This window comes from Aequorivita todarodis (genome assembly GCF_028561335.1).
Lineage (GTDB): Bacteria > Bacteroidota > Bacteroidia > Flavobacteriales > Flavobacteriaceae > Aequorivita > Aequorivita todarodis.
Genome location: NZ_JAQQTG010000002.1, coordinates 133,092 through 154,385, shown reverse-complemented (window position 1 = coordinate 154,385; position 21,294 = coordinate 133,092). Strand labels below are relative to the sequence as shown.

The following is a 21,294-nucleotide window of genomic DNA, read 5'->3' as shown; positions in this document are numbered from 1 at the left end:
TCCAAATTTTTTAAATTCCAAATTCCAATTTTGGAACTTGTTTAAACCACCTGCGCATACGATTTTATTTATTTTTTTTTGGTTGTGTGATTTTTAATCCATTTGATTATTTCTTCGGTATTCATTTTACCTTTAGATACAGAAATAACGAAATTATAAATATCATCTTCCTTAGCTTTCATATCAAAGCCATCCTCTGCCAACAATAACCTCATAAAGGCATATCCCATTCTTTTATTACCATCAATAAAAGGATGATTTATAATAATACTTTCCAAAATTGCGGCAGATTTTTCTATTGCGGTAGGATAAAGGTCTATTCCATCAAAAGTTTGATATGGCCTATTGAGAGCAGAAAGAAGTCCATTATTGTCCCTTATTCCCGAAGCACCTCCAGAAAACTCAGCAATGATTAAATTAATCTCTTTTGCAAGTTTTTCGGAAATCATTTGGCAAGCCTCTCAAAAAGATTCTTTTCCTTTATTAATAGATTTTTGATGTAATCTTTTCTTCTTTCATCATTATCTATTACTTTTTCGATAAAATGAAGTGTTTCTTCTAATTGTTCATTGGAAAAAGATTCCACGGCTTTTTTTATTTTATTTCTCTTTTCAGCTATAGTCATAACCCACAAAATTTGGATAAATATACAAAATATACTCAGTTGTTAGGGTCGAACTTAACCTCAAAAGGTTGTTGCACTTTTTGCAACAACTGAATCTCTTTCAAGTTCTCCTTCTTTAAAAATATTCTTAATGTGTCGTGATATTACTGATTTATCTTTTTCAAATAAATCAGAAATTTGATTTAAGGAAAGCCAAACTGTTTCATTATCAAATTTTACTTGAACGTCTAAAAGACCATCTTTGGCCTTATAAATAATGATATTTGAAGTGCTGTTATTGATAATTTATATTTTTGAACTTGGCGGATTTCCCGCCAAGTTGCATATTCACGCTGTGGCGGATTAGTGAGCTACCACTTCAATCGTCTTCTTAACCTCCTCCGCAATCCTTCGCGCTTTGTTGAGGTCTTTGTTTACTATGGTTACGTGGCCCATCTTTCTAAACGGGCGGGTTTCCTTTTTGCCATAAATGTGGGGCGTTACGCCTTCCATCGCGAGGATTTTTTCTATGTTTTTATAGACTACTTGGCCCGTGTGGCCTTCGGTGCCTACTAAATTGACCATAATGCCGCCTACTTTACTGTCGGTATTTCCCAAAGGTAAATTTAATATCGCTCTTATTTGCTGCTCGAACTGGTTGGTGTAGCTGGCTTCTATGCTGTAATGGCCACTGTTGTGGGGTCTTGGCGCTACTTCGTTTACGAGGATTTCATCGTCTTCAGTCTGGAACATTTCTACCGCCAAAAGCCCTACGTGTTTAAACGCTTCGGAAACTTTTGTGGCTACAGCCCTGGCTTTTTGTGCTACCGCTTCGTCTATTCTTGCGGGGCAGATTACGTATTCCACTTGGTTGGCTTCGGGGTGGAATTCCATTTCTACAACGGGATAGGTTTTTACTTCCCCCGAAGGATTTCTCGCAACAATTACCGCCAATTCATTTTTAAAGGGAATCAATTTTTCAGCAATGCAAGCGCCTTCTGACAGCGGGATTACATCTTCGGCATCGCGGATGATGCCTACGCCTTTGCCATCGTAACCGCCGGTGCAACTTTTCCACACAAAGGGGAAGTGCAATTCTTTTCTAACTATCGCTTCGTTGAGCTCGTATTTGTCTTTGTAAACCTTAAAAGGTGAAGTAGGAATTTGGTGTTCCTTATAAAACTGTTTCTGAATTCCTTTGTCCTGAATATTCCGAAGTGTCGCGGCACTGGGATATACTTTTATGCCTTCGCTTTCCAACTTTTCCAGCGCTTCAATATTTACTCCTTCTATTTCAAAAGTGAGTACATCTACCTTTTTTCCGAAGTTATAAACCGTTTCAAAATCCATCAAATCGCCTTGCTCAAAATAGTCTGCGGCAATCCGGCAGGGTGCCTCGGCGCTGGGATCGAGCACGTGTGTTTTAATATCCCATTTGCGGGTTTCGTAGAGCATCATTTTGCCCAACTGCCCGCCGCCAAGAATGCCGAGAGTGAAGTTGGTGGAGAAGTAGTTCATGGATTATTTTCTATTGTTATTGCCTATTTTTTATTGTGCAAAGATAGGTATTTCGGCACTTCGACTGCGCTCAGTGTGCCAAATTTGATACTTGGTTAATCAGGGATTCGTTCATGGTGGATAAAAATGTTTCTAAATTCAATCCCAAAATTTGAAAATATAGCAATGCTCGGTGCTGTATTGTTTCTCTTTTAAAATGCACAACGGATTTGTTTCCGATTGATCGTATTGATAGCGAGTGGTATCCTTTAATTTTCCGCTTTCCAGATGTTTTACTTCTTTGATTCTATTTTTGGCGTCATAACTGAAAAAATAACGATGCCTATCACTATCAAAATAGCTTTCCAAAACCTTTCCATCGGTATCGGTCAAAATTTCTATGGAACCGCTTCTTAAAACTTTGATGCCGACAACACGATCCTTTGCATCAAAAATTAAACAATGTTGATCGTCGCAAACGGTGTTTTCTGAAATATGGCGGCTAAATAGGTTATCCGTTAAGTCTCCCACAATATTGAACCGCAGATCGTACCGATACTTGTCGTTAAAAATTAAATGGTGCTGCGTGATTTCCATATCGGTTTGCAGGTAAGAATCGTATGGATTTTTCTGTTTGTCAATTTGGATTTTTTCCGAATAACTCAATGCTTCATCTTTATAATAATACAGCGTCAAACTTTTTTCATAAGCCAAATTTGTCGCGGTTTCTACTTTTTGAAAATTGGTATAGGTGAATTTTTCTTCGGAATGGATTTCCCCTTTAGCCCCTCTGGTTTCTATTAAGTGAAGGGTTTGATCTTTATTGAAACGAAATATTTTAGCATCTGAAAACTTCTTTTCATCATTGATGCCTTGGAAGTTCTCAATCTTCATTTCGTAGATTTTTTTGTCGAAATCGAACATTTTTAAAACTTCCAATTCTTCTGGACCTCGACTAAACCTTTTTAAATCAACGTGTTCATCCCTCATTTTTTCCTTTGTGGTTTTTGGGGCAGGAAGCAAATGCTGCGTAACGTATTTTTTCAGTTTTGGAAATTTTTCTACCAAATTTTGCAGTTCGGTATCTTTTAATAAAACGCGAAATGCTTTGCCCTCCACAATTTTGGAAGACTTGGAATAAGCCGGAAATTCAATCATAACGCCGGCGGCATAAGGGAAAATAACAGCTTCGGAATAGTCAATCATTTTTCTAAAGGAAGTGTCAATTGCAATTGGGCTTTTAATCCGTTCCGCATCATTCAATTTTAGTTTTTCGGTTTGCAGCAAATAGATTTTTTGGAATTCTGAAATGGTAAGCGTTTCCAGCATTTTTTGCTGTTCGGCATTGGGTTTTATGTCGATGTTTTCCACAGTGCCAGTATTTAAATTGGCCGCATAAAAATGTCTTGTAAGTAATTTTTTAAAAGCATTGGAATCAGATTGATTTCCTGCTTCAAAAGTATAGTTCACTGCATAAATGGCAAAATTATTGACCACGCTTAAAAGATTTATACTTACATTTTTAAACTCGGGCTGTGGGTTTTCCCGCGGCTGTTCTCCGCGAATATTGATTGAAATTTCATGGGCAGTGCCCAGTTGTTTTTTGGCGGCGGCATGTATTTCAAAAAAGGAAACTGCATTTTCAAGATTTTCGGTAACCATCTTTTTAAGTGCTGAAACTATTTTTTCCGATTGGTCATTTTGCAGTTCTATTTTATCGTGATAAATTTCTACTTCGGATGGAAGATAATCCGTGTCAAAATTTTCTTTTGAAACAGTGGTAGAAACTTTGTAGCTTTTATTTTTAAAAACATCAAAGATTTGCGCAGATCCACTTTGGAAAGCAAAAAACGCAAGCAGAATAAGAAGCTGTTTTTTCATTAAACTTATGTTTCTGTGTAAAACTGAAGGATTAATTTTTGCTTTTCTTCGCTGAAATCAAGTCGAATTCGATAAAAATGGTTGCTTTCCAAGAAGCGTTTTAAATCTTCGAGATTTATAGTTTCATCGGAATTTTTTGGGACGAAATTATTTCCGTCCACTTTTTTGCCTTCAATTTCTATTTCTGCGGCCACAAAATTTGAACCGGCGAGCATTTCGGTTGTTGTTGCAATTATTTGAGTGTTTTTGCCATGGTTCGGATAGTCGAATTGTAACTTGGCTTCCGTAATCTCAAATCCATAAAACTTGTCTATTTCGTTTTTTATCAAGGGGAAATCTGCGGTTCGGGGATACCAATGGGTTAATTGTGGCTCGATTCTCGGTTCGGCTTTTATAACTTCTACTTTAAGAAAATTTTTAATGATGCCGGGCGTAAAACAGGCATTTTTCTCGGCAGCATACTCAATCTCCAACTTTTCTTCTTTCAGATCAACGGATTTGGTATCGAAATAGCCCGTAAATGCTTGATGGTTTGAAGCGTTTTTTAAAGGACTGTTTTCAAGGCTAATTGCTATTCGATTGGTTTGTAAACTTCCGTAAATAATTTCGTTTTTATTGTAATAATAATTAAAATTAACATTGAAGTTGCTTATATAGCCTTCGGTTTTACACGGATTGAGATTTATTTTAATGTGTTTGGCAAGTGGGAGATAGAAAGAGAATTCTTTAAATAAAAGTAATTTCATACTTGAATGCCCCGCGCTTTGGTCGTTGTCTGAGCGAAAATTGATAAAGAATATTTTCTCGTAATTAAAATCTTCAAAAGGAACAATATACTGTGGAAAATACGGTGAAACTTTTTGATAGTCGCTTACCGAAGAAAGCGTTTGGGCAAACCTGATTTTCTCGTTTGGGAGGGATCGGTCGTAACACTTGCAATCTCCCTTTTCTTCTTCAGCAATTATAATTTCGCCGTCTTTGTAATGCAAAATTTCCTCTTTTCCATCGGCATCGAAGTTCGTCCATGTCCCGTCGCGTTTGCGTTCTTTAAAATGGCCTCGGGTGAGCAAGTTTCCGGTTTCGTCATAAAGTTCGTAAACTCCGTTTGGTTGGTCGTTTTTCATTTGATGGAAAGTTCGCAGTTGCCCGTTTTCAAAATAGGCTTTTGCCTCGCCTTCGCCGGTGCGAAGATTTATTTTCCGGTAGTTTCTCAACCTATTTCCTGGGTAAAAACTTCGCGTAATGCGAATGGAATCTGTTTTAATTTGCAGCAAATTACTGGAAAGCGTGTCGCCCGTAGCCTCTAGATGAAGATAGGTGTTGTTGATGTAATTGTTCATTTCCTTTAATTTTCCGTTGGGAAAATATGCAAGGCGCAATTGGTTTTGCCCGAGCGAATCGTTTTTATACATTTCGAGCAAGCTGCCGAATTCATCATATTGATATGCTTCTTTTACTTTGTGATTTGGATAATATTTTTGGCTGCTGATCAAAATTCCTCCAGATTTCTTTTTTACCCAATTCCCCACCGGTTTTCCGTGCTCAAATTCATAATGTATAATTGTGTCTTTGGAAACCGCATCGTAAACCGTCCATTTTCCGTGGGGCAAACCTTTATCGAACTCAATGCTGAAAAAAGGGCTGCCATCGGCGTATTGCCATTGGTATCTTCCTTGGGTTTTAGGGTTGGCCACCAGATCTTCGGTAAACCATTTGGGGTTGAATTTTCTTTCAATTTTAGTTGCCGTTTTCTTGAGACTTTCTTGCTTTTCTTCTTCAAAACTACCGTTGGTCAAGACTTGAATAACATCGCCGTTTTGGGTGAGACTTGCAGTTTGGAGATGGTAATCATTCTCCGCAATAAAATGGATTCTTCTAATTTGCTGGTTGCTGAAAAAATCATAGCCATATAACGGGTGCGAAGAATTCATCATCCAAAGAACAGAGGCCAGTTTTTGTTCCGGAAAAAATTCAAGTTTAAAGACGCCAACTACATGTATGTCTTTTGTAGATCCGTTTTCAAAACTCTGCGCAATAATATTATCGCCATCGCCTTTGGCATAAAACTGATGCGATAGATTTCCGTTTTGGTCGTAGGTTTTATTCCATCCGATATACTCAGAATCCTTTCCGTTGGATTGATAATTGAAATCTTGATAAAGGACGCCGTTTTCATAAAAACTCTTATAGGGACCTTTGAGAATCCCATCTTTAAAATGCATTGTCTTTTCAAGATTTCCGTTAGCGTAATAGAGATTTTGAACGCCGTTTTTGAGTCCGTTTTGATATTCAGTTGTTGTTTTTAATAGACCATTCTGCCAAGTTGTTTCCGTGCCCGTTTGCTGGGAAACAAGTTTATTGTCCACTTCCACAATTTCAAAATATGCCTGATAACTTAATTTGCCCGTATTGTCCCAACGCTCTTCAATGCCATCTTTTAAGTTGTTTGTGAAGTTTTCCCTTTTGTACAATTCGCCCGTTCGAGACGTAAACGATTCCACAGCACCATTTTTCATGAAATTTTTCCAGTGCTCCACGCGCTGTCTTACCCCATTTGGTTGATTTGTTATTATTTCGCCTTCATATACATTTTTGAGAATAGTATCATTCACCTTAATTTCCTTATAATAAATGCCTTTTCGCTCAAGATTTCCGTCAAAATAGTAATGGGAATAGGCACCGTGTGGCAAATCATTTTTATAGTAAACCTCCGATTTTAAACTATTGGTTTTGTTTCTGTAGTATTCTTTTAAAACGCCATCTCTCTTTCCTTTTTTATAGGAATAATCCTGTGAAATATTGCCGTTGTTGTAGTAATATCTTATCCGCCCGTCCAAAACCGACACCTTTTTTCCTGTTTCGTCAGTGACTATAATATAGTTTTCATCACGCAGCAGCGTTCCGCTGGCATCGTAGGTTTTCTTTTTATTTATATTGAGCCCGTTTTTGAAACTTCCCTTTTCCCTGAGATTTCCGGTGGGGTTATAGAGCCAATACCGCCCATTTTTCTCGCCGTTTTTAAAATGAATAACGGAACTCAAAACACCTTTTGGGTAGAATAATTTTTGGACCCCGTGTTTCTTTCCATTTTTGGTTTCACTTATTTCAATTGTCTCTTTGGCGGCATTTAGAACGAACATCTTATTTTTCTTCCAAATGGTATCGCCATTGCGTTGCCGCAACGAATAATCTCCCGGCTGTGCAAAAGAAGGCGTCGCAAAAAGCGCGAGAATAAAGAAAAGTGAGTACTGAAAAGCGTTTTGAAAGCGCATTGGGTTTGAGGATTTGAAGTAACAAAGATACCGATCTTCGCCTAATTTTGAAGTTGTGAATAATTTTTGAGGGTTTATAAATTACTTTTGAAGGGATTCAAAAAAAATTTCTTTAAAGAATACATATTGCTGCTTTAATAGAAACGGGACCCGCCACTGCAGTTTATTTTTTTGCCGTGCTTCCGAGAAACAATTCTATTTACATCAAGCGTTTGCAGTGCGCCAACTTCTTAATGGTTCGGGCGTTCCCTCGGGTTCCCCAATTATTTTACCGACGTTTAAACTTGTAAATAAACAAACGATAGTTTAGTTTTATAACTGCCAAAAACGAAAAGCTCTCCAATCTTACGGTAATTACCCTAAATGATTTTGACGAAAACCATCGGGCAAATGATACCCCAAACGACATAATTTTAGTGAAGGATTTCTATTCGCAAGTAGATGAATATTTGCCGGCCTATTTGGTAAACGATACCATAAATATACAGTTTACAGGCATTCAATTGTTTGTGGATAGAAAGCCTACATTGGATGAAAACTACAAAGTAAAAGTAATTGTTGAATTGTCCACAGATGAAGTTTATCAAAAGGTAAGCGAATCTGTAAAAATTCAATAGTTTTGGGGTTATCCGCGTGCTATCAGCATATTCTCATGCCATAGCTGGATGTGCGGTTAACAAGTTTGTAATTTTATATTTGACCCGTCGGAAAAAAAATAATACTATTAAATAAAACATTAAATATGAATCCAAAAGTGGTAGATAGGTTCTTGGACAGAGCCGAAAAATGGAACGAAGAAATGAAATTGCTGCGAAAAATATGTCTTGATTGTGGCCTGACCGAAGATTTTAAATGGATGCACCCGTGTTATACGTTGAAAGGGAAGAATGTGGTTTTAATCCATGAATTTAAAGAATATTGTGCCCTGTTATTTCACAAGGGGGCGCTTTTAAAGGATACGGAAAATATATTGGTCCAGCAGACTGAAAATGTACAGGCGGCCCGTCAGATTCGGTTTACCAATATTGAAGAAATTATCGCGCTTGAATCCACAATCAAGGCTTATATATTTGAAGCCATTGAGGTAGAAAAGGCGGGACTGGAAGTAAAGATGAAAAAAGTAGCTGAGTTCAATATGCCTGACGAACTGCAATTGAAATTCAAGGAAGATCCCTCATTGAAAACCGCTTTTGAAGCATTGACTCCGGGAAGGCAACGTGGGTATTTATTGTATTTTTCCCAAGCAAAACAATCCAAAACCCGGACGTCAAGAATTGAAAAGTATATCCCTAAAATTTTTGATGGGAAGGGGGTAAATGACTAAAAAGACAACTATCAGAAACCATTTCTTGTTTAAGGCCCCTCTCGCCTCTCAAAATACCGCTTAAGCACCGGAACCTGTACACAAAGCATCACAGCTAATAATAACAAGGCATATACCGTAATTTTTGAGGGCGTAAAAGCTGAAAATTCTTTGGAAAGGGAGTTGGCTGCCATAAAATCAAAAGAAAGCGCGGGCAAATTTAGGGGTGTGGGCTGTATCAAAAACCATAGATAAGCCGTGATGCCAACAATAGCTGCGGCAATGCCAATCCATACATATTTTGGGATCAATGGGCGATAGCGAACGGTAACATTCTGGTGTTCAGCGTTTATTGCAGCCATTACCTTATCGGTAAACAGAAGGGAAGGCGTTTCCAAAGTAGCTTTTCGCATCGCTTTGGCTACCAATTGTTCTAAATCTTTAGTTTCCTGCTCTTTCATAGCTTTGTATTGTTTCCGGTTCCAACCGTTGTTTTAAAATATTTGCCAATCGCTTTCTGGCTCTGTGGATATTTACCTTTACGGTATTGGCCTCCATATTCACAACCTTTGAAATCTCTTCCAAAGAAAGTTCCTCAAAATAAAACAAGGTAAGTAAAAAACTGTCCTTGCTGGCCAATTGTTGCAGACAATCCTGTATGGTTTGCTGCTGTTCTTCATTTTCCAAAACCTCTAAGGCATTGTCCAAGCTTTTAAGTTGGTTTCCTGTAAAGGAATCGATGGCAACTTCGTTATATCGGCTTTTGTTCTTTTTTATTCTATCCAAACAGGTATTGTATGCCACTTTATAGACCCAGGTCGATAGTTTGGATTCTCTTTTAAACTTTGCCAAGGCTTTGTAAACTTTTATAAATGTGTCTTGGGAAACCTCTTCGGCCTCTTCCCGATTCTTTAGCATTCGTAGTGCCAAGGTAAACACTAAGTCCTTATAACGATCTACCAATACCGCAAAAGCCTGGGTGTCTCCCCCAATAATTTGATTGATGATTGATGATTCTTGGTCAGTGGTCATATGTAGATAAGACGACGGCTAATGAACTTAGGTTACAAGTGGATGCAAAAAAAATAATTGACAAAGGGTGTAACCTAAAATAAAAAGTTGCCGTCATACCTTATGAACGCATTGAAATCAATCAATCATTTTAAAACGAACAATCATGGGAGTAGAATTTATTATTATGCCGCTGTTTATCGGTGCCGTCTTCGGAATCTTTTACCTGCATTATTCCACACGCAACAAAGAGCGCATGGCGCTTATAGAAAAAGGGGCGGATGCCAGTATTTTTGTAAAGGGAAAATCGCACACAGCCCCTATATGGAAAGTGCTTATCCTGAACTTGGCGCTTTTGTTAATGGGAATAGGCGTAGGTATTTTCATCGCTTCGCTGCTGCACTACAATATGGGGGTGGAACAAGAAGTGGCGTACCCGGGAACCATATTCTTGATGGCGGGTATTGGCTTGTTTGCAGGTTTTACCATGACCAAGAATCTGGATAAGGAAAATGAAGCTTAGAAGGCTATCGCTACTTAAAGTTGAAAAAGTGTGACTTTGGCAAAAGCACACTTTTTTTATGAGCGATACCGCGCGCTTTTCCAATGGATTATGTACTTTTAAAGAATGGCTCTTTCTATAGTATTTGTAACGCTAACTGTTATAACACGTCCTATCTGCAATCAAAACAATTCATCGATCAAAATCAATCAAGGCATGAAAACATCAAAAAATTCTTTACGCAGAACCGCATTTCTGGCGGTTATTGCCTTTATGGCGACCCTTACGTTTAGCCTTGCGCAGACAAAAACCGCGCAATTGGATGAGCTTTTAAATAAATACAACGAATACGGCCAGTTTAACGGTTCGGTACTGGTGGCGGACCACGGGCAGGTTATCTATAAAAAAGGCTTCGGCATGGCGAATATGGAATGGGATATTCCCAACGCGCCCGATACCAAGCACCGTTTGGGAAGTATTACCAAACAATTTACGGCCCTGCTCATTATGCAGTTGGTAGCCGAAGGAAAGCTGGATCTGCAGGCACCGATTTCCAAATATTTGCCGGATTATTCAAAAGTGAATGGCGATAAAATCACTATTCATCAGTTGCTGAATCATACTTCGGGAACGCCCAATTATACCTCTTTCCCCAATTTTTTTAAAGTACTGAGCCGAAATCCATACACGCCCACAGAGATGGTAAAAATATATGCGGATTCTATCTTGGATTTTAAGCCGGGAGAACGATTTTCGTATAGCAATTCGGGCTACATCACCTTGGGAGCCATCATTGAAAAGGTTACAGGTAAAACCTACGAAGAAGTTTTACAGGAGAAAATTTTCACACCTTTAAAAATGAAAAATAGCGGTTATGACCATCACAATACAATTCTTAAAAAACGTGCCGCAGGCTATGAAATGAAGGGCAGCCAGTTTGAAAACGCACCCTATATCGATATGTCCACACCCTATGCGGCGGGTTCGCTGTATTCAACCGTGGAAGATTTATTTATTTGGGACCAAGCCCTTTACACCGAAAAATTACTTCCGAAGAAATACAGGGATATGATGTATGAAAAATACGTGCCCGCCTTTGGACAGTATTACGGCTACGGTTGGAGCGTTGGTTATTTTCCGGTGGGAAATACCAAAGACAGTACGGAAATAATAGGCCATGGAGGCGGAATCAATGGGTTCAACACCCTTATTACCCGAATGCCCAAGGAAAAATCTACCGTTATCCTTTTGAACAATACAGGAAGGGCGCCTTTGGCCGATATCACGGTTGCCATAAATGGAATTCTGCACGCTGCGACCTATGATCTTCCGAAGCAGGCTTTGGCCAAGTTGGTTTATAAAGAGATTATGGATAAGGATTTAAAGGCAGGGCTTGCTTTTTATGAAAAAAATAAAGGCTCAAAAGAGTATTCCAATAGCGAAAGCGAAATGAACGGTATGGGCTATACGTTGCTGCAAGCCGGAAAGAAAAAGGCGGCGGAGGCGGTTTTTAAATTAAATGTGGAAGCCTATCCAAAATCCTCCAATGTATATGACAGTTATGCGGAAGCCTTGATGGAGCAGGGGAAAAATGATTTGGCCATTGCAAATTACAAGAAATCGATAGCCTTGAATCCCGCAAACCAAAATGGCATTGATATGCTGAAAAAGCTGGGCGTGGAAACCGAAAATATGGTAAAAGATGCCGTAGTGCCCGATGCTGTTTTGGCAAGCTATGTGGGCCAATATGAATTGAAGCCCGGCTTTGTGATAACCATTACCAAGGAAGGGAGCCAACTGAAAGCCCAGGCAACGGGGCAGCCTGCTTTTGAGATTTTTCCGAAGTCTGAAAACGAGTTTTATGTAAAAGTGGTTTCAGCCCAGATCAATTTCAATAAAGATGGAAACGGAGCAGTGGAAAGCTTGACCTTGTTTCAGGGTGGGCAGGAAATTGTTGGGAAGAAAATTCAGTAGTCAGTTTTCAGTACGCAGTAATTCAGTAATCAGTAGTCAGTAGTCAGTGAATCGTTTGAGGATTTTGCTTTATTTTTCTTTAAATTTAGCTTGCGGGTTTATAATTTAAACCTACAGGCTTTTTTCTTTTAAAACACAATAAGATGAAAATACATATTGAAACAGACCGTTTACTAATGCGCGATTTGATGGATGAAGACGCGCACGGAATGTTCGCAATGGATAGTGATGCCGAAGTGCATACTTTTTTGGGAAACAAACCAATTTCAACTCTGGAGGAATCTCAAAAAATGATTGATTCCATAAAACAACAATATATTGAAAACGGAATAGGAAGATGGGCGGTTGTGGAAAAGAGGAGCGGTAATTTTGTGGGTTGGAGCGGGTTTAAGTTCGTTACGGACGTGGTAAACGGCAGAACGCAATATTACGATCTCGGTTATCGATTTCTAAGGAAATACTGGGGAAAAGGCTACGCTTCCGAAACCGCAATTGCTTCGTTAAACCACGGTTTTGGCGAATTAGGTTTTGAAGAGATCGTCGGCATTGCCGATGTTGCGAATACAGCCTCCAACACAATTTTACAAAAAGTAGGGCTTATTAAAAGGAATGAATTTATCTATGACGGAACGCTTCATAATTTCTATTCGCTTACAAAAAAAGAATGGCAAGATATTTCAACCTGATATTTTCGACGAATTATATTCCTATTTAAAAATTCACAAATAGCCTTTTTGTTTTAGTATTTTTACTTTATTATCAGCTGTTTAGCAAACTAATTATTTGGGAAAATAGAGAAATACCATTTCAAAATGGGCAAAAAAACATACAAAACCCCAGGAGTTTATGTTGAGGAAGTTTCCGCTTTTCCAAGTTCGGTGGCTGCTGTTGAAACGGCTATCCCCGCTTTTATTGGGTACACACCACAGGCCGATTTGAATGGCAATGACTGTACTTTTGTACCCACCAAGATCACTTCCTTTTTAGAATTTCAACATATCTTTGGTTTTCCCGATAGCCCTGAACCTGTCCAGCAATATAGTCCGCAATATTATTTGGTGCGGCAAAACTCAAAACCCAAAGAGGGAGATTTTATTTTAATAGGAAGCGAATATTATTCCATAGTTCCAGATGCCCATAGCATTTATTATTTGTATAACAGTGTAAAGCTGTTTTATCAAAACGGAGGTGGCAAGGCTTATATTGTTTCGGTCGGTGGTTATGGAAAAACTGCAGGAACACCTTTACAACTTGGAGCGCCTTTAGTGAATCCAAATGTTCAGCTTGCCGATTTACTGAAAGGAGTGCAGGCATTGAAAAAGAAGGAAGAAGTAAGCATGTATATATGCCCGGAAGCCACATTATTGCCTTTGGCGGAAAATGGAACGCTGATGCAGCAGATGCTTTTACAGAACAGCGAAATGCGGACCGCGATAAGTATTTTTGATATTATTGGCGGCAACCGGGAAAATCCCCTTGGAAACGATGTGGATATAGAAGCATTTAGAAACCATACAGGCGCAACGGGCTTGGGTTTTGGAGCAGCATATTATCCTTTTGTTGGAACTACAATGATGGGTGAACGAGATTTGAATTATACCAATTTGTTTGGTGGAGATGTTCGGAAGTTGGCTACTGTTCTAAATTCAACGCTTCCGCCCGAAGAAAGGGTTTTGGAGCTATTGAAGGCAATTTATAATTCTGAAAATTCAGGGTCGATTAGTGAAAACCACCGTGAGTTACTTTATACAAGTACTACATATAGAACTATTATTTCAGCAGTGTTGAAGTGCGTAAACCTATTGCCTTCCAGTGGCGGGATGGCAGGAATTATTACTAGGGTTGATAACACAAGAGGTGTTTGGAAAGCCCCCGCAAATGTTTCAATGGCAGGAGTAGCGTCTTTACCAATTCAAATTAACAATACAGAACAGCAAGGTTTAAATGTAGATGCCATAAGCGGAAAATCCATAAACGCACTTAGAAACCTTGCGGGAAGAGGAATACTTGTGTGGGGAGCTAGAACACTGGCAGGCAATGACAACGAATGGCGATATATAAACGTGAGAAGAACAATGATTTTTATAGAACAATCCTGTAAAAACGCATGTAAAGGTTTTGTTTTTGAACCCAACGATGCAAATACTTGGGTGCGAATACAAGGAATGATTGAAAACTTTTTGAATTCGCTATGGAGGCAGGGAGGACTGGCCGGAGCCACGCCAAAAGATGCATACTTCGTAAAATGTGGATTGGGAACAACAATGACCACCAATGATATTTTAGATGGAAGGCTTATCGTAAATATTGGTGTCGCCCTAATTAGGCCGGCAGAATTTATGATCATCTCTTTTAGCCAGCAACAAATGGTTTCTCCGTAATATATAATTCAGAAAAAAGAATGGGGAAGATAGCGGAATGACACATCACAGCATGCTTCACTTTTTATTCAATTCTCTTTTTCTGAAATTAAAGCTTTAAATTGCTTACTTTAGTGCTAACTTATTCATTAAAAGCATGATGCATTTAGGTTTTTTGCGCAGAAAATTCTTGCCGCTGTCATTTTTATTGGCTTTACTCGTCCTAAGTGGCTGCGAAGTTACGCTTGCCCCCGCCTATGACCAAGCCATTGTTGAAAAGGTAACCGCGAGCAGTGATTTGGCTATGCGGTTCTTCGCGGAGGTTGATGGCGGTACAACTAACGAAAGTTTTGCGCTACGGGAGCCTGTTTATAACACGCTGATTGGCGCCTTCGAGTCACTAAAACTTCAAGCCAAAGCACGGCCAGTGCCTAATAATATTGCTTTGGAAAAGATAAATGAGTTGCTCCAATCCAAGGGAAGCAACGCAATTTCGGGAGAGTATCCCAGCGCCTTCGCCTTTGAACAGATAGCCGCTACGTTTAAAAAAATGAAGGAAACCGATCGCGAAAACGGTATAAAACCTTTGGCATTACAGGCTTTTAAAGGGCAGGTTGAAATTTTTTTGGACCAGGCAATTACGTATGAAAGTTTCTTAAAAAGATAAGATTATGGCTGAAGATGTAGCAACAATTGTTAAGGGTATAAAGGATATTGCCTCCAATATTTTGGAGAAGGATATTTCGGCGGTGCGCGGGTTTAGTGAACGACAAGTGGAAGCCATAGCCAAACAAACGGTAATTATCCAAAAGGGAGTGGCCAGCGGTGATATTGACGAAGACCTTCGGGAGTTTTTCCTTGATGGGCTGGAGGCCATGGCACTCAATTTCGTAAACACCTTAAAGGGAATTTTGATGGTGACCTTGGAAAAACTTTGGAATGCCTTGGTAAATTTTCTTTATAAGGCGGTGGGGGTTGTTGTTTGAAAATTCAAGATTCAAAATTCAAAATTTTCTGTTTGGCATTGAAACAACTTCATTATTTTTTAATCTTCTTCTAAAAGTAATTTCAGCATTTTAATACATGGTCCGAATTGAAAGAATAGATAACGATTTCGTTTTTGAAGTGGTGGGATTTCACAAAATCTTGACGTTTGTGAACAAGCTAATAATTCCAGCCCATCATATAGTCAGTGCCTATCCCAATGAGCAGCGATTGGATTTCTTGCCAGGGCTTCGTCTGCTCGGCACGGGTTTTCCCGGTCTCATAAGTGCGGGAACCTATTGGATTGACGGAGATACTATTTTTTGTGATGTTGTGAATTATGAAAATAGCATTGCCATTGAATTACGTGATGAACATTACAGCATGCTGATTGTGGAAGTGGAAGAACCTTTGGAGGCAATCCGTTTTTTAACTGGAAGATAGATTTCCAAATCAACAAATCTCAAATCAACGAATCCCAAATTAACAAATCCCAAAGTACCGTTTCCCCAATTATAATTTCGTAAATTTGCACCTTCGTTTTTATTAATTAAATCACACACATGACAAATATAATTTTGTTCGGCCCTCCCGGCGCGGGAAAAGGAACGCAAGCCAATTTTTTAAAGGAAAAATACAATTTGGTTCACATCTCCACGGGCGACGTTTTTCGCTATAACATCAAGAATGAAACCGAGCTGGGCAACCTCGCCAAGTCTTTTATGGCAAAGGGAAAATTGGTTCCGGATGAAATCACGATCGACATGCTAAGCAACGAGGTTGATAAAAACCCCGACGCTAATGGTTTTATATTTGACGGGTTCCCAAGGACCGAAGCGCAGGCCGAAGCACTGGGCCATTTAATGGACGATAAGGACACCCAGATTGACGCCATGGTAGCTTTGGAAGTGGACGACGAGGTTTTGGTAAAACGCCTGCTGGAGCGCGGCAAAACCAGCGGAAGGGCAGACGATGCCGATGAGAGCATCATCCGGAACCGCATCAAGGTTTACTACAATGAAACCGCCATCCTAAAGGATTATTACGAAAAGAGAGATAAATATTACGGTGTTGATGGTGTGGGAAGTATCGAAGAAATTACGGAACGTTTAAGTAAGGTTATAGACAGTTTATAGTTTATTGTTTATGGTTTGGGGTTTCCAACAATAGACAATAAACAATAAACAATAAACAATAAAAGGTGACTGAAGGCAATTTTGTAGATTACGTAAAAGTACATGTTACTTCCGGTAAGGGAGGGCAGGGCAGTAAGCACATGCGGAGGGAAAAGTATATTCCCAAAGGCGGGCCCGATGGCGGCGATGGAGGCCGCGGCGGGCACGTAATCGTAAAAGCAAATAAAAACCTTTGGACGCTTTACCATTTAAAATTCAAACGACACTTTAAGGCCGAGCATGGCGAGCACGGTAGCAAGCAGACCAGCACCGGTGCCGATGGTGCCGATGTTTATATTGAAGTACCGCTGGGGACAGTAGTGCGCGATAAGGAAACCGAGGAAATACTTTTTGAACTCACAGAAGACGGCGAAGAAAAAATAGTGGCCAAAGGCGGTCGCGGCGGTTTGGGGAATGCCCATTTTAAAAGTGCGACCAACCAAACGCCCCGTTATTCGCAGCCCGGTGAGGAAGGTGAAGAAGTAGATATTATTCTTGAACTTAAGATTCTTGCCGATGTAGGTCTCGTTGGCTTTCCGAATGCCGGAAAATCTACATTGCTTTCTGTAATAACCGCAGCCAAACCGAAAATTGCCGATTATGAGTTCACTACCCTAAAACCCAACTTGGGGATTGTAAAATACCGCGATTACAAAACTTTTGTAATGGCGGATATTCCCGGGATTATTGAGGGCGCTGCCGAAGGCAAGGGCATTGGGCACAGGTTCCTTCGCCATATAGAAAGAAACTCTACACTGCTGTTTTTGATTCCCGCCGATGCGCCGGATATTAAAGAACAGTACGATATTCTAGTCGATGAATTGCGCCGTTACAACCCACAACTTTTGGATAAGGAGCGTTTGGTTGCCATCAGCAAAAGTGATATGCTGGACGAGGAACTGAAGGCCGAGATGAAAAAGATTCTCGACAAACAGTTTAAAGGCATTCCTTATTTGTTTATTTCTTCAGTAGCGCAACAAGGATTGACGGAGCTGAAGGATAAGCTTTGGAAGATGCTTAATTAGTTATCGGTTGTCAGTTGTCTGTTAGCAATGTTACTTTTCTTAAAAAATTCTTAAATAAATTTTTGCTTGTCGTTTTTTTCTCTTTTCTTACAGCCCTTAATTTGTGCGCTATGAAAAAAGGATTTCTCTTTGCTTTGTTATTATTTATTTCTACGAATTTACTCAGTCAAATTGGATTTCAAAATCACGATATTGTAAGTGATCCGAAAAATTCTATCGGAATAAACTCTGTGGCAACAGCCGATTTGGACGGTGACGGTGATTTAGATGTAATTTTCGCCCAATCAGCGACTGGTAGTGGCTTGTATTGGTATGCAAATAATGGAGAAGGAATTTTTGGAAGCCGTAACACAATTACAACCACCCCAGTTCTGGAAAAGGATGTTGAAACTGCAGATATGGATGGAGATGGTGATATTGACGTAATTTTAGCTTCTAGTAATGATAATACTGTTGCTTGGTATAAAAATCTTGATGGCAATGGTAATTTTGGAAATGCCATAATCATTACACAAGTAGCAGTACGGGTGCAATCCATTAAAGTCTCAGACATTGATGGTGATGGCGATGGTGATATACTGTCTGCGTCTAGCAATGATGGGAAAATTGCTTGGTATGAAAATCTTGATGGATTGGGGAATTTTGGACCCCAAAACGTTATAGCAACCGAAAATTTTGCAAGTGGTTTATACTCCTCAGATATGGATGGCGATGGTGACATGGATGTGTTTTTCACAAAAGACGCCAATTATGGAAAAGTTTTTTGGTTAAAAAATTTGGATGGAGCAGGTAATTTTGGTCCTAAACAAGAAATAGCTTCTTATACAAATTCAGGATTTGAGGTAGTTTATACTGTGGATATAGATGCTGATGGAGATCAAGATGTTTTTTATTCATACGCTTCGAAAGTAGCGTGGCGAGAAAATACTGATGGATTGGGGACTTTGGGGCCTGAACAATCGGTAACCGATCTCGCATTATTTATGTCAGATATAATTGCTGTTGATATTGATAATGATGGAGATTTAGATATTATTTCTAGTTCCAAATACGACAATAAAGTAGCTTGGTATGAAAATTTAGACGGGATGGGTCAATTTGGGCCGCAAAATCTTATAACAAGATATGCAATGGACGTTCGTTCAATAGTTTCTGGCGACTTAAACAATGATGGATATGTAGATATAATTTCCGGATCCTATGATGATGGAAAATTAGCTTGGTATAAAAACCAAGATGGTGCTGGCACATTTAGCTTACCTATTTCCATTGCTAAAAATGCTTATTTCATTTCTGGAATATATTACGAAGATTTAGATAATGATGGAGATTTGGATTTGCTTACTACATCTACAGGTGATAATGAAATTGCTTGGTATCCAAATCTAGATGGTCAGGGAGATTTTAGTTATCAACATATCATATCAAACAGCTCACTTGGTTCGGAATTCACTTCTATAGTTGATTTAGACCAAGATGGCGATAAAGATATAGTTACTTTTGATGGTGAAATAGTGTGGTTTGAACATAGTGATGGTTTGGGAAATTTCAACCCAAAACAGACCCTACTCCCTCAAATACAACGTATGAACTCTTTTAATATGGTAGATATTGATGGAGATAACGATATGGATATTCTTGTCTCAAACGAGCAAAGTGATATTTTTTGGTTTGAAAATACAGATGGTTTGGGTTCTTTTGGTGCACAAAGACCTATTGTGAATCCGGTTACAAATGTCAGCCTGACTTATACAGCAGATTTGGACTCAGATGGGGATAAAGACTTGTTATATTGCAACAATGTGGGCATATTTTGGAGTAGAAATACAGATGGTTTGGGAAATTTTGAATATGTAGGTCCAATAGCTACAACAAATTTAGACGAACCTGCCTGCATAACTACCGGAGATATCGACAATGATGGAGACTTAGACGTTTTTTGTGCGTCAAAAGAAAACGATTTGGTAAGTTGGTATGAAAACGAAAATGGTCTTGGTCAATTTGGCCCTCAAAACATTATTAATGAAAGTGATTATACAGCTTATGGAAATTTAGTTCAAGTGGGCGATATTGACAACGATGGAGATATAGATGTAGTTTTTGACGATAGTCCCGGACTTGTTTGGGCAGAAAATATAGATGGAATCGGAACATTTGGTTCTCCGCAGCCGATAGCTTCCCACCCCTTTCCTTATAATGACAAGATCAAAATTGTTGATGTTAACAACGATGGTAATAATGATATAATTTCGTCCAATTCTAATTTATTCAAATGGTGTGAAAATATGGGTGCTTTAGGAAATATTTTACAGGGAAAATTAACTTTGGATGCAAATTCTAATGGATGTGATGGGTCTGATGCTGGCATTTCATCCATAATGATTACAACAAATAATGGCGTTGATAGCTTTGCCACTTTCACAGATCCTAATGGAAATTATTCTATGCGGGTAAATGAGGGAGATTTCTCTACAACAGCTTCTAATGGTTTACCGAATTATTATATTTCTTTACCTGGTTCACAAACAACCACATTCGTCGGTGCTGGCAATACAGAAACCATAGATTTTTGTGCAGGATTTAATACTTCAATAAATGACTTAAATATAAGTATTGTGCCCATTACACAAGCACGCCCAGGATTTGATGTGAGATATAGAATTATATACCAAAATATTGGAACAACATTATTGAATGGTGAAGTTATGCTGGAATTTGACGATTCAAAAATCACCTTTTTAAGTGCAAGTGAAAATGTTGACTCGCAAACTAATAATTTGCTGACATTTAACTATTCAAATTTTGACTTATTCGAAACAAGAACCATTGACTTGGTTTTTAATGTTCAAACTAGTACTAATGTAGGTGATGAACTTTTTTTTACTACTACTGTTAACCCGATTTCGGGAGATATTTTACCCGAAGACAATGTGTTTTATTTTAAGCAAAAGGTTGTTGGATCATACGACCCAAATGACATTACGGTATTAGAGGGAAGCGAGATTTATCTTGATGATATTGACAAGTATTTGCATTACGTAATCCGCTTTCAAAATATTGGAACGGCAGAAGCCATAAACATTCAAGTTAAAAATATATTAGATGCAAATTTAGATTGGTCAACCTTACAGATGGAAAATGTAAGCCATGCAAACAGAATAGAAATAAGGAACCAAAATAACATAGATTTTATTTTTGATAATATTTATCTTCCCTCAAGTAGTGTGGATGAGCCAAGTTCACATGGATTTATCGCTTATAAAATAAAACCAAAAAATTCACTGGAAGTTGGAGATGTAATACTTAATAGCGCTAGTATCTATTTCGATTTTAACCCCGCAATAGTTACTAATACCGTTTCAACAACAGTAGTAGAAAATTTGGGTGTTGAGGAATTTGGCTTAGATGGAATGGTTCAATTATACCCCAATCCCGTTAGTGCCTCGTTTCAAATAAAAACTTCAAAAACCATTTCCTTCGAAAAAGCAACGGTTTATTCAACATTGGGAAAACTAATCCTTGAAACCTCAGAAAACCAAATCAATTTTGAAACCCTTTCCGCAGGTATCTATTTCGTGGAAGTGATTACCGATAAAGGAGTCGTAACGAAAAAGATTGTCAAGCAATAAGCAGCTGCCTCTTTAATAAAGTATCATTTCCCAAATGCCAATGCTGTGATTCTATTTCCCCAAAAAAGTAATTTGGC

General features: G+C 38.8%; 18 protein-coding genes and 1 pseudogene. 12 read left to right on the top strand and 7 right to left on the bottom strand.

All coding sequences use genetic code 11. The annotated features are described in order from the left end of the window. Positions 1-68 precede the first annotated feature (68 nt). The 5 genes from POV26_RS01050 to POV26_RS01030 form a co-directional block, all read right to left on the bottom strand. Positions 69-449, bottom strand: a complete 381-nt coding sequence (locus POV26_RS01050) for a type II toxin-antitoxin system death-on-curing family toxin (RefSeq protein ID WP_272854639.1) — start codon at positions 447-449, stop codon at positions 69-71. Continuing rightward, positions 446-625 carry a hypothetical protein gene (locus POV26_RS01045; protein ID WP_045081779.1) on the bottom strand — a complete coding sequence of 60 codons (180 nt, stop codon included), beginning with the start codon at positions 623-625 and terminating at the stop codon, positions 446-448. Before POV26_RS01045 ends, POV26_RS01050 begins: the two co-directional genes overlap by 4 nt. Before the next feature lie 342 nt (positions 626-967). Further along, complete coding sequence (gene purK, locus POV26_RS01040) at positions 968-2,122, bottom strand: 5-(carboxyamino)imidazole ribonucleotide synthase (RefSeq protein ID WP_272854638.1); 1,155 nt, start codon at positions 2,120-2,122, stop codon at positions 968-970. A 138-nt stretch (positions 2,123-2,260) separates the two neighbouring features. Then, the gene (locus POV26_RS01035; protein ID WP_272854637.1) at positions 2,261-3,982 is read right to left on the bottom strand and encodes a hypothetical protein; all 1,722 of its coding nucleotides are present in this window, start codon (positions 3,980-3,982) and stop codon (positions 2,261-2,263) included. A gap of 5 nt (positions 3,983-3,987) precedes the next feature. Then, entirely contained in the window at positions 3,988-7,254 is a 3,267-nt protein-coding gene (locus POV26_RS01030) for a toxin-antitoxin system YwqK family antitoxin (protein WP_272854636.1), read from the bottom strand. A gap of 416 nt (positions 7,255-7,670) precedes the next feature. Here POV26_RS01030 and POV26_RS01025 point away from each other — a divergent pair, with 416 nt between their 5' ends. Further along, complete coding sequence (locus tag POV26_RS01025; protein WP_272854635.1) at positions 7,671-7,871, top strand: hypothetical protein; 201 nt, start codon at positions 7,671-7,673, stop codon at positions 7,869-7,871. A 125-nt stretch (positions 7,872-7,996) separates the two neighbouring features. Next, positions 7,997-8,578, top strand: a complete 582-nt coding sequence (locus tag POV26_RS01020) for a YdeI/OmpD-associated family protein (RefSeq protein ID WP_272854634.1) — start codon at positions 7,997-7,999, stop codon at positions 8,576-8,578. Positions 8,579-8,607: 29 nt separating this feature from the next. Here POV26_RS01020 and POV26_RS01015 read toward each other — a convergent pair whose 3' ends face one another. Then, a complete protein-coding gene (locus POV26_RS01015; RefSeq protein WP_272854633.1) occupies positions 8,608-9,018 on the bottom strand; it encodes a hypothetical protein in 411 nt (136 codons plus the stop codon). Next, a complete protein-coding gene (locus POV26_RS01010; RefSeq protein WP_272854632.1) occupies positions 8,999-9,589 on the bottom strand; it encodes an RNA polymerase sigma factor in 591 nt (196 codons plus the stop codon). Before POV26_RS01010 ends, POV26_RS01015 begins: the two co-directional genes overlap by 20 nt. 145 nt (positions 9,590-9,734) lie before the next feature. Between POV26_RS01010 and POV26_RS01005 the strand changes: the two genes are divergently transcribed. The 10 genes and pseudogenes from POV26_RS01005 (at position 9,735) to POV26_RS00960 (ending at position 21,217) form a co-directional block, all read left to right on the top strand. Further along, the gene (locus tag POV26_RS01005; protein WP_272854631.1) at positions 9,735-10,091 is read left to right on the top strand and encodes a DUF6249 domain-containing protein; all 357 of its coding nucleotides are present in this window, start codon (positions 9,735-9,737) and stop codon (positions 10,089-10,091) included. A 195-nt stretch (positions 10,092-10,286) separates the two neighbouring features. Beyond that, positions 10,287-12,044 (top strand): serine hydrolase, encoded by a 1,758-nt coding sequence (locus POV26_RS01000; RefSeq protein ID WP_272854630.1) that lies wholly within the window; start codon positions 10,287-10,289, stop codon positions 12,042-12,044. A 143-nt stretch (positions 12,045-12,187) separates the two neighbouring features. After that, positions 12,188-12,730, top strand: a complete 543-nt coding sequence (locus POV26_RS00995; protein ID WP_272854629.1) for a GNAT family N-acetyltransferase — start codon at positions 12,188-12,190, stop codon at positions 12,728-12,730. Positions 12,731-12,856: 126 nt separating this feature from the next. Continuing rightward, the gene (locus POV26_RS00990) at positions 12,857-14,425 is read left to right on the top strand and encodes a phage tail sheath family protein (protein WP_272854628.1); all 1,569 of its coding nucleotides are present in this window, start codon (positions 12,857-12,859) and stop codon (positions 14,423-14,425) included. Positions 14,426-14,561: 136 nt separating this feature from the next. Further along, the gene (locus tag POV26_RS00985) at positions 14,562-15,071 is read left to right on the top strand and encodes a hypothetical protein (RefSeq protein WP_272854627.1); all 510 of its coding nucleotides are present in this window, start codon (positions 14,562-14,564) and stop codon (positions 15,069-15,071) included. 4 nt (positions 15,072-15,075) lie between these two features. After that, positions 15,076-15,390, top strand: coding sequence for a hypothetical protein (locus POV26_RS00980; protein WP_272854626.1), 315 nt, complete (start codon positions 15,076-15,078; stop codon positions 15,388-15,390). A 97-nt stretch (positions 15,391-15,487) separates the two neighbouring features. Next, the gene (locus tag POV26_RS00975) at positions 15,488-15,832 is read left to right on the top strand and encodes a hypothetical protein (protein WP_272854625.1); all 345 of its coding nucleotides are present in this window, start codon (positions 15,488-15,490) and stop codon (positions 15,830-15,832) included. 116 nt (positions 15,833-15,948) lie between these two features. Next, positions 15,949-16,524 (top strand): annotated as a pseudogene (locus POV26_RS00970) (adenylate kinase); the annotation flags it as partial. Between the two features lie 65 nt (positions 16,525-16,589). After that, positions 16,590-17,588 carry a GTPase ObgE gene (gene obgE / locus POV26_RS00965; protein WP_272854623.1) on the top strand — a complete coding sequence of 333 codons (999 nt, stop codon included), beginning with the start codon at positions 16,590-16,592 and terminating at the stop codon, positions 17,586-17,588. A gap of 110 nt (positions 17,589-17,698) precedes the next feature. After that, positions 17,699-21,217, top strand: a complete 3,519-nt coding sequence (locus POV26_RS00960) for a T9SS type A sorting domain-containing protein (protein ID WP_272854622.1) — start codon at positions 17,699-17,701, stop codon at positions 21,215-21,217. Positions 21,218-21,294: the final 77 nt, after the last annotated feature.

What these genes read in the sequence shown, in the direction of transcription:
- POV26_RS00980 (WP_272854626.1), top strand. Translation starts at nt 15,076, where the DNA reads ATGGCTGAAGATGTAGCAACAATTGTTAAGGGTATAAAGGATATTGCC.
- POV26_RS00985 (WP_272854627.1), top strand. Translation starts at nt 14,562, where the DNA reads ATGATGCATTTAGGTTTTTTGCGCAGAAAATTCTTGCCGCTGTCATTT.
- POV26_RS01020 (WP_272854634.1), top strand. Translation starts at nt 7,997, where the DNA reads ATGAATCCAAAAGTGGTAGATAGGTTCTTGGACAGAGCCGAAAAATGG.
- POV26_RS00975 (WP_272854625.1), top strand. Translation starts at nt 15,488, where the DNA reads ATGGTCCGAATTGAAAGAATAGATAACGATTTCGTTTTTGAAGTGGTG.
- POV26_RS01000 (WP_272854630.1), top strand. Translation starts at nt 10,287, where the DNA reads ATGAAAACATCAAAAAATTCTTTACGCAGAACCGCATTTCTGGCGGTT.
- POV26_RS01005 (WP_272854631.1), top strand. Translation starts at nt 9,735, where the DNA reads ATGGGAGTAGAATTTATTATTATGCCGCTGTTTATCGGTGCCGTCTTC.
- POV26_RS00995 (WP_272854629.1), top strand. Translation starts at nt 12,188, where the DNA reads ATGAAAATACATATTGAAACAGACCGTTTACTAATGCGCGATTTGATG.
- POV26_RS00990 (WP_272854628.1), top strand. Translation starts at nt 12,857, where the DNA reads ATGGGCAAAAAAACATACAAAACCCCAGGAGTTTATGTTGAGGAAGTT.
- POV26_RS01050 (WP_272854639.1), bottom strand. Translation starts at nt 449, where the DNA reads ATGATTTCCGAAAAACTTGCAAAAGAGATTAATTTAATCATTGCTGAG.
- POV26_RS01015 (WP_272854633.1), bottom strand. Translation starts at nt 9,018, where the DNA reads ATGAAAGAGCAGGAAACTAAAGATTTAGAACAATTGGTAGCCAAAGCG.
- purK (WP_272854638.1), bottom strand. Translation starts at nt 2,122, where the DNA reads ATGAACTACTTCTCCACCAACTTCACTCTCGGCATTCTTGGCGGCGGG.
- POV26_RS01010 (WP_272854632.1), bottom strand. Translation starts at nt 9,589, where the DNA reads ATGACCACTGACCAAGAATCATCAATCATCAATCAAATTATTGGGGGA.
- POV26_RS01045 (WP_045081779.1), bottom strand. Translation starts at nt 625, where the DNA reads ATGACTATAGCTGAAAAGAGAAATAAAATAAAAAAAGCCGTGGAATCT.
- POV26_RS01035 (WP_272854637.1), bottom strand. Translation starts at nt 3,982, where the DNA reads ATGAAAAAACAGCTTCTTATTCTGCTTGCGTTTTTTGCTTTCCAAAGT.
- POV26_RS01030 (WP_272854636.1), bottom strand. Translation starts at nt 7,254, where the DNA reads ATGCGCTTTCAAAACGCTTTTCAGTACTCACTTTTCTTTATTCTCGCG.
- POV26_RS00960 (WP_272854622.1), top strand. Translation starts at nt 17,699, where the DNA reads ATGAAAAAAGGATTTCTCTTTGCTTTGTTATTATTTATTTCTACGAAT.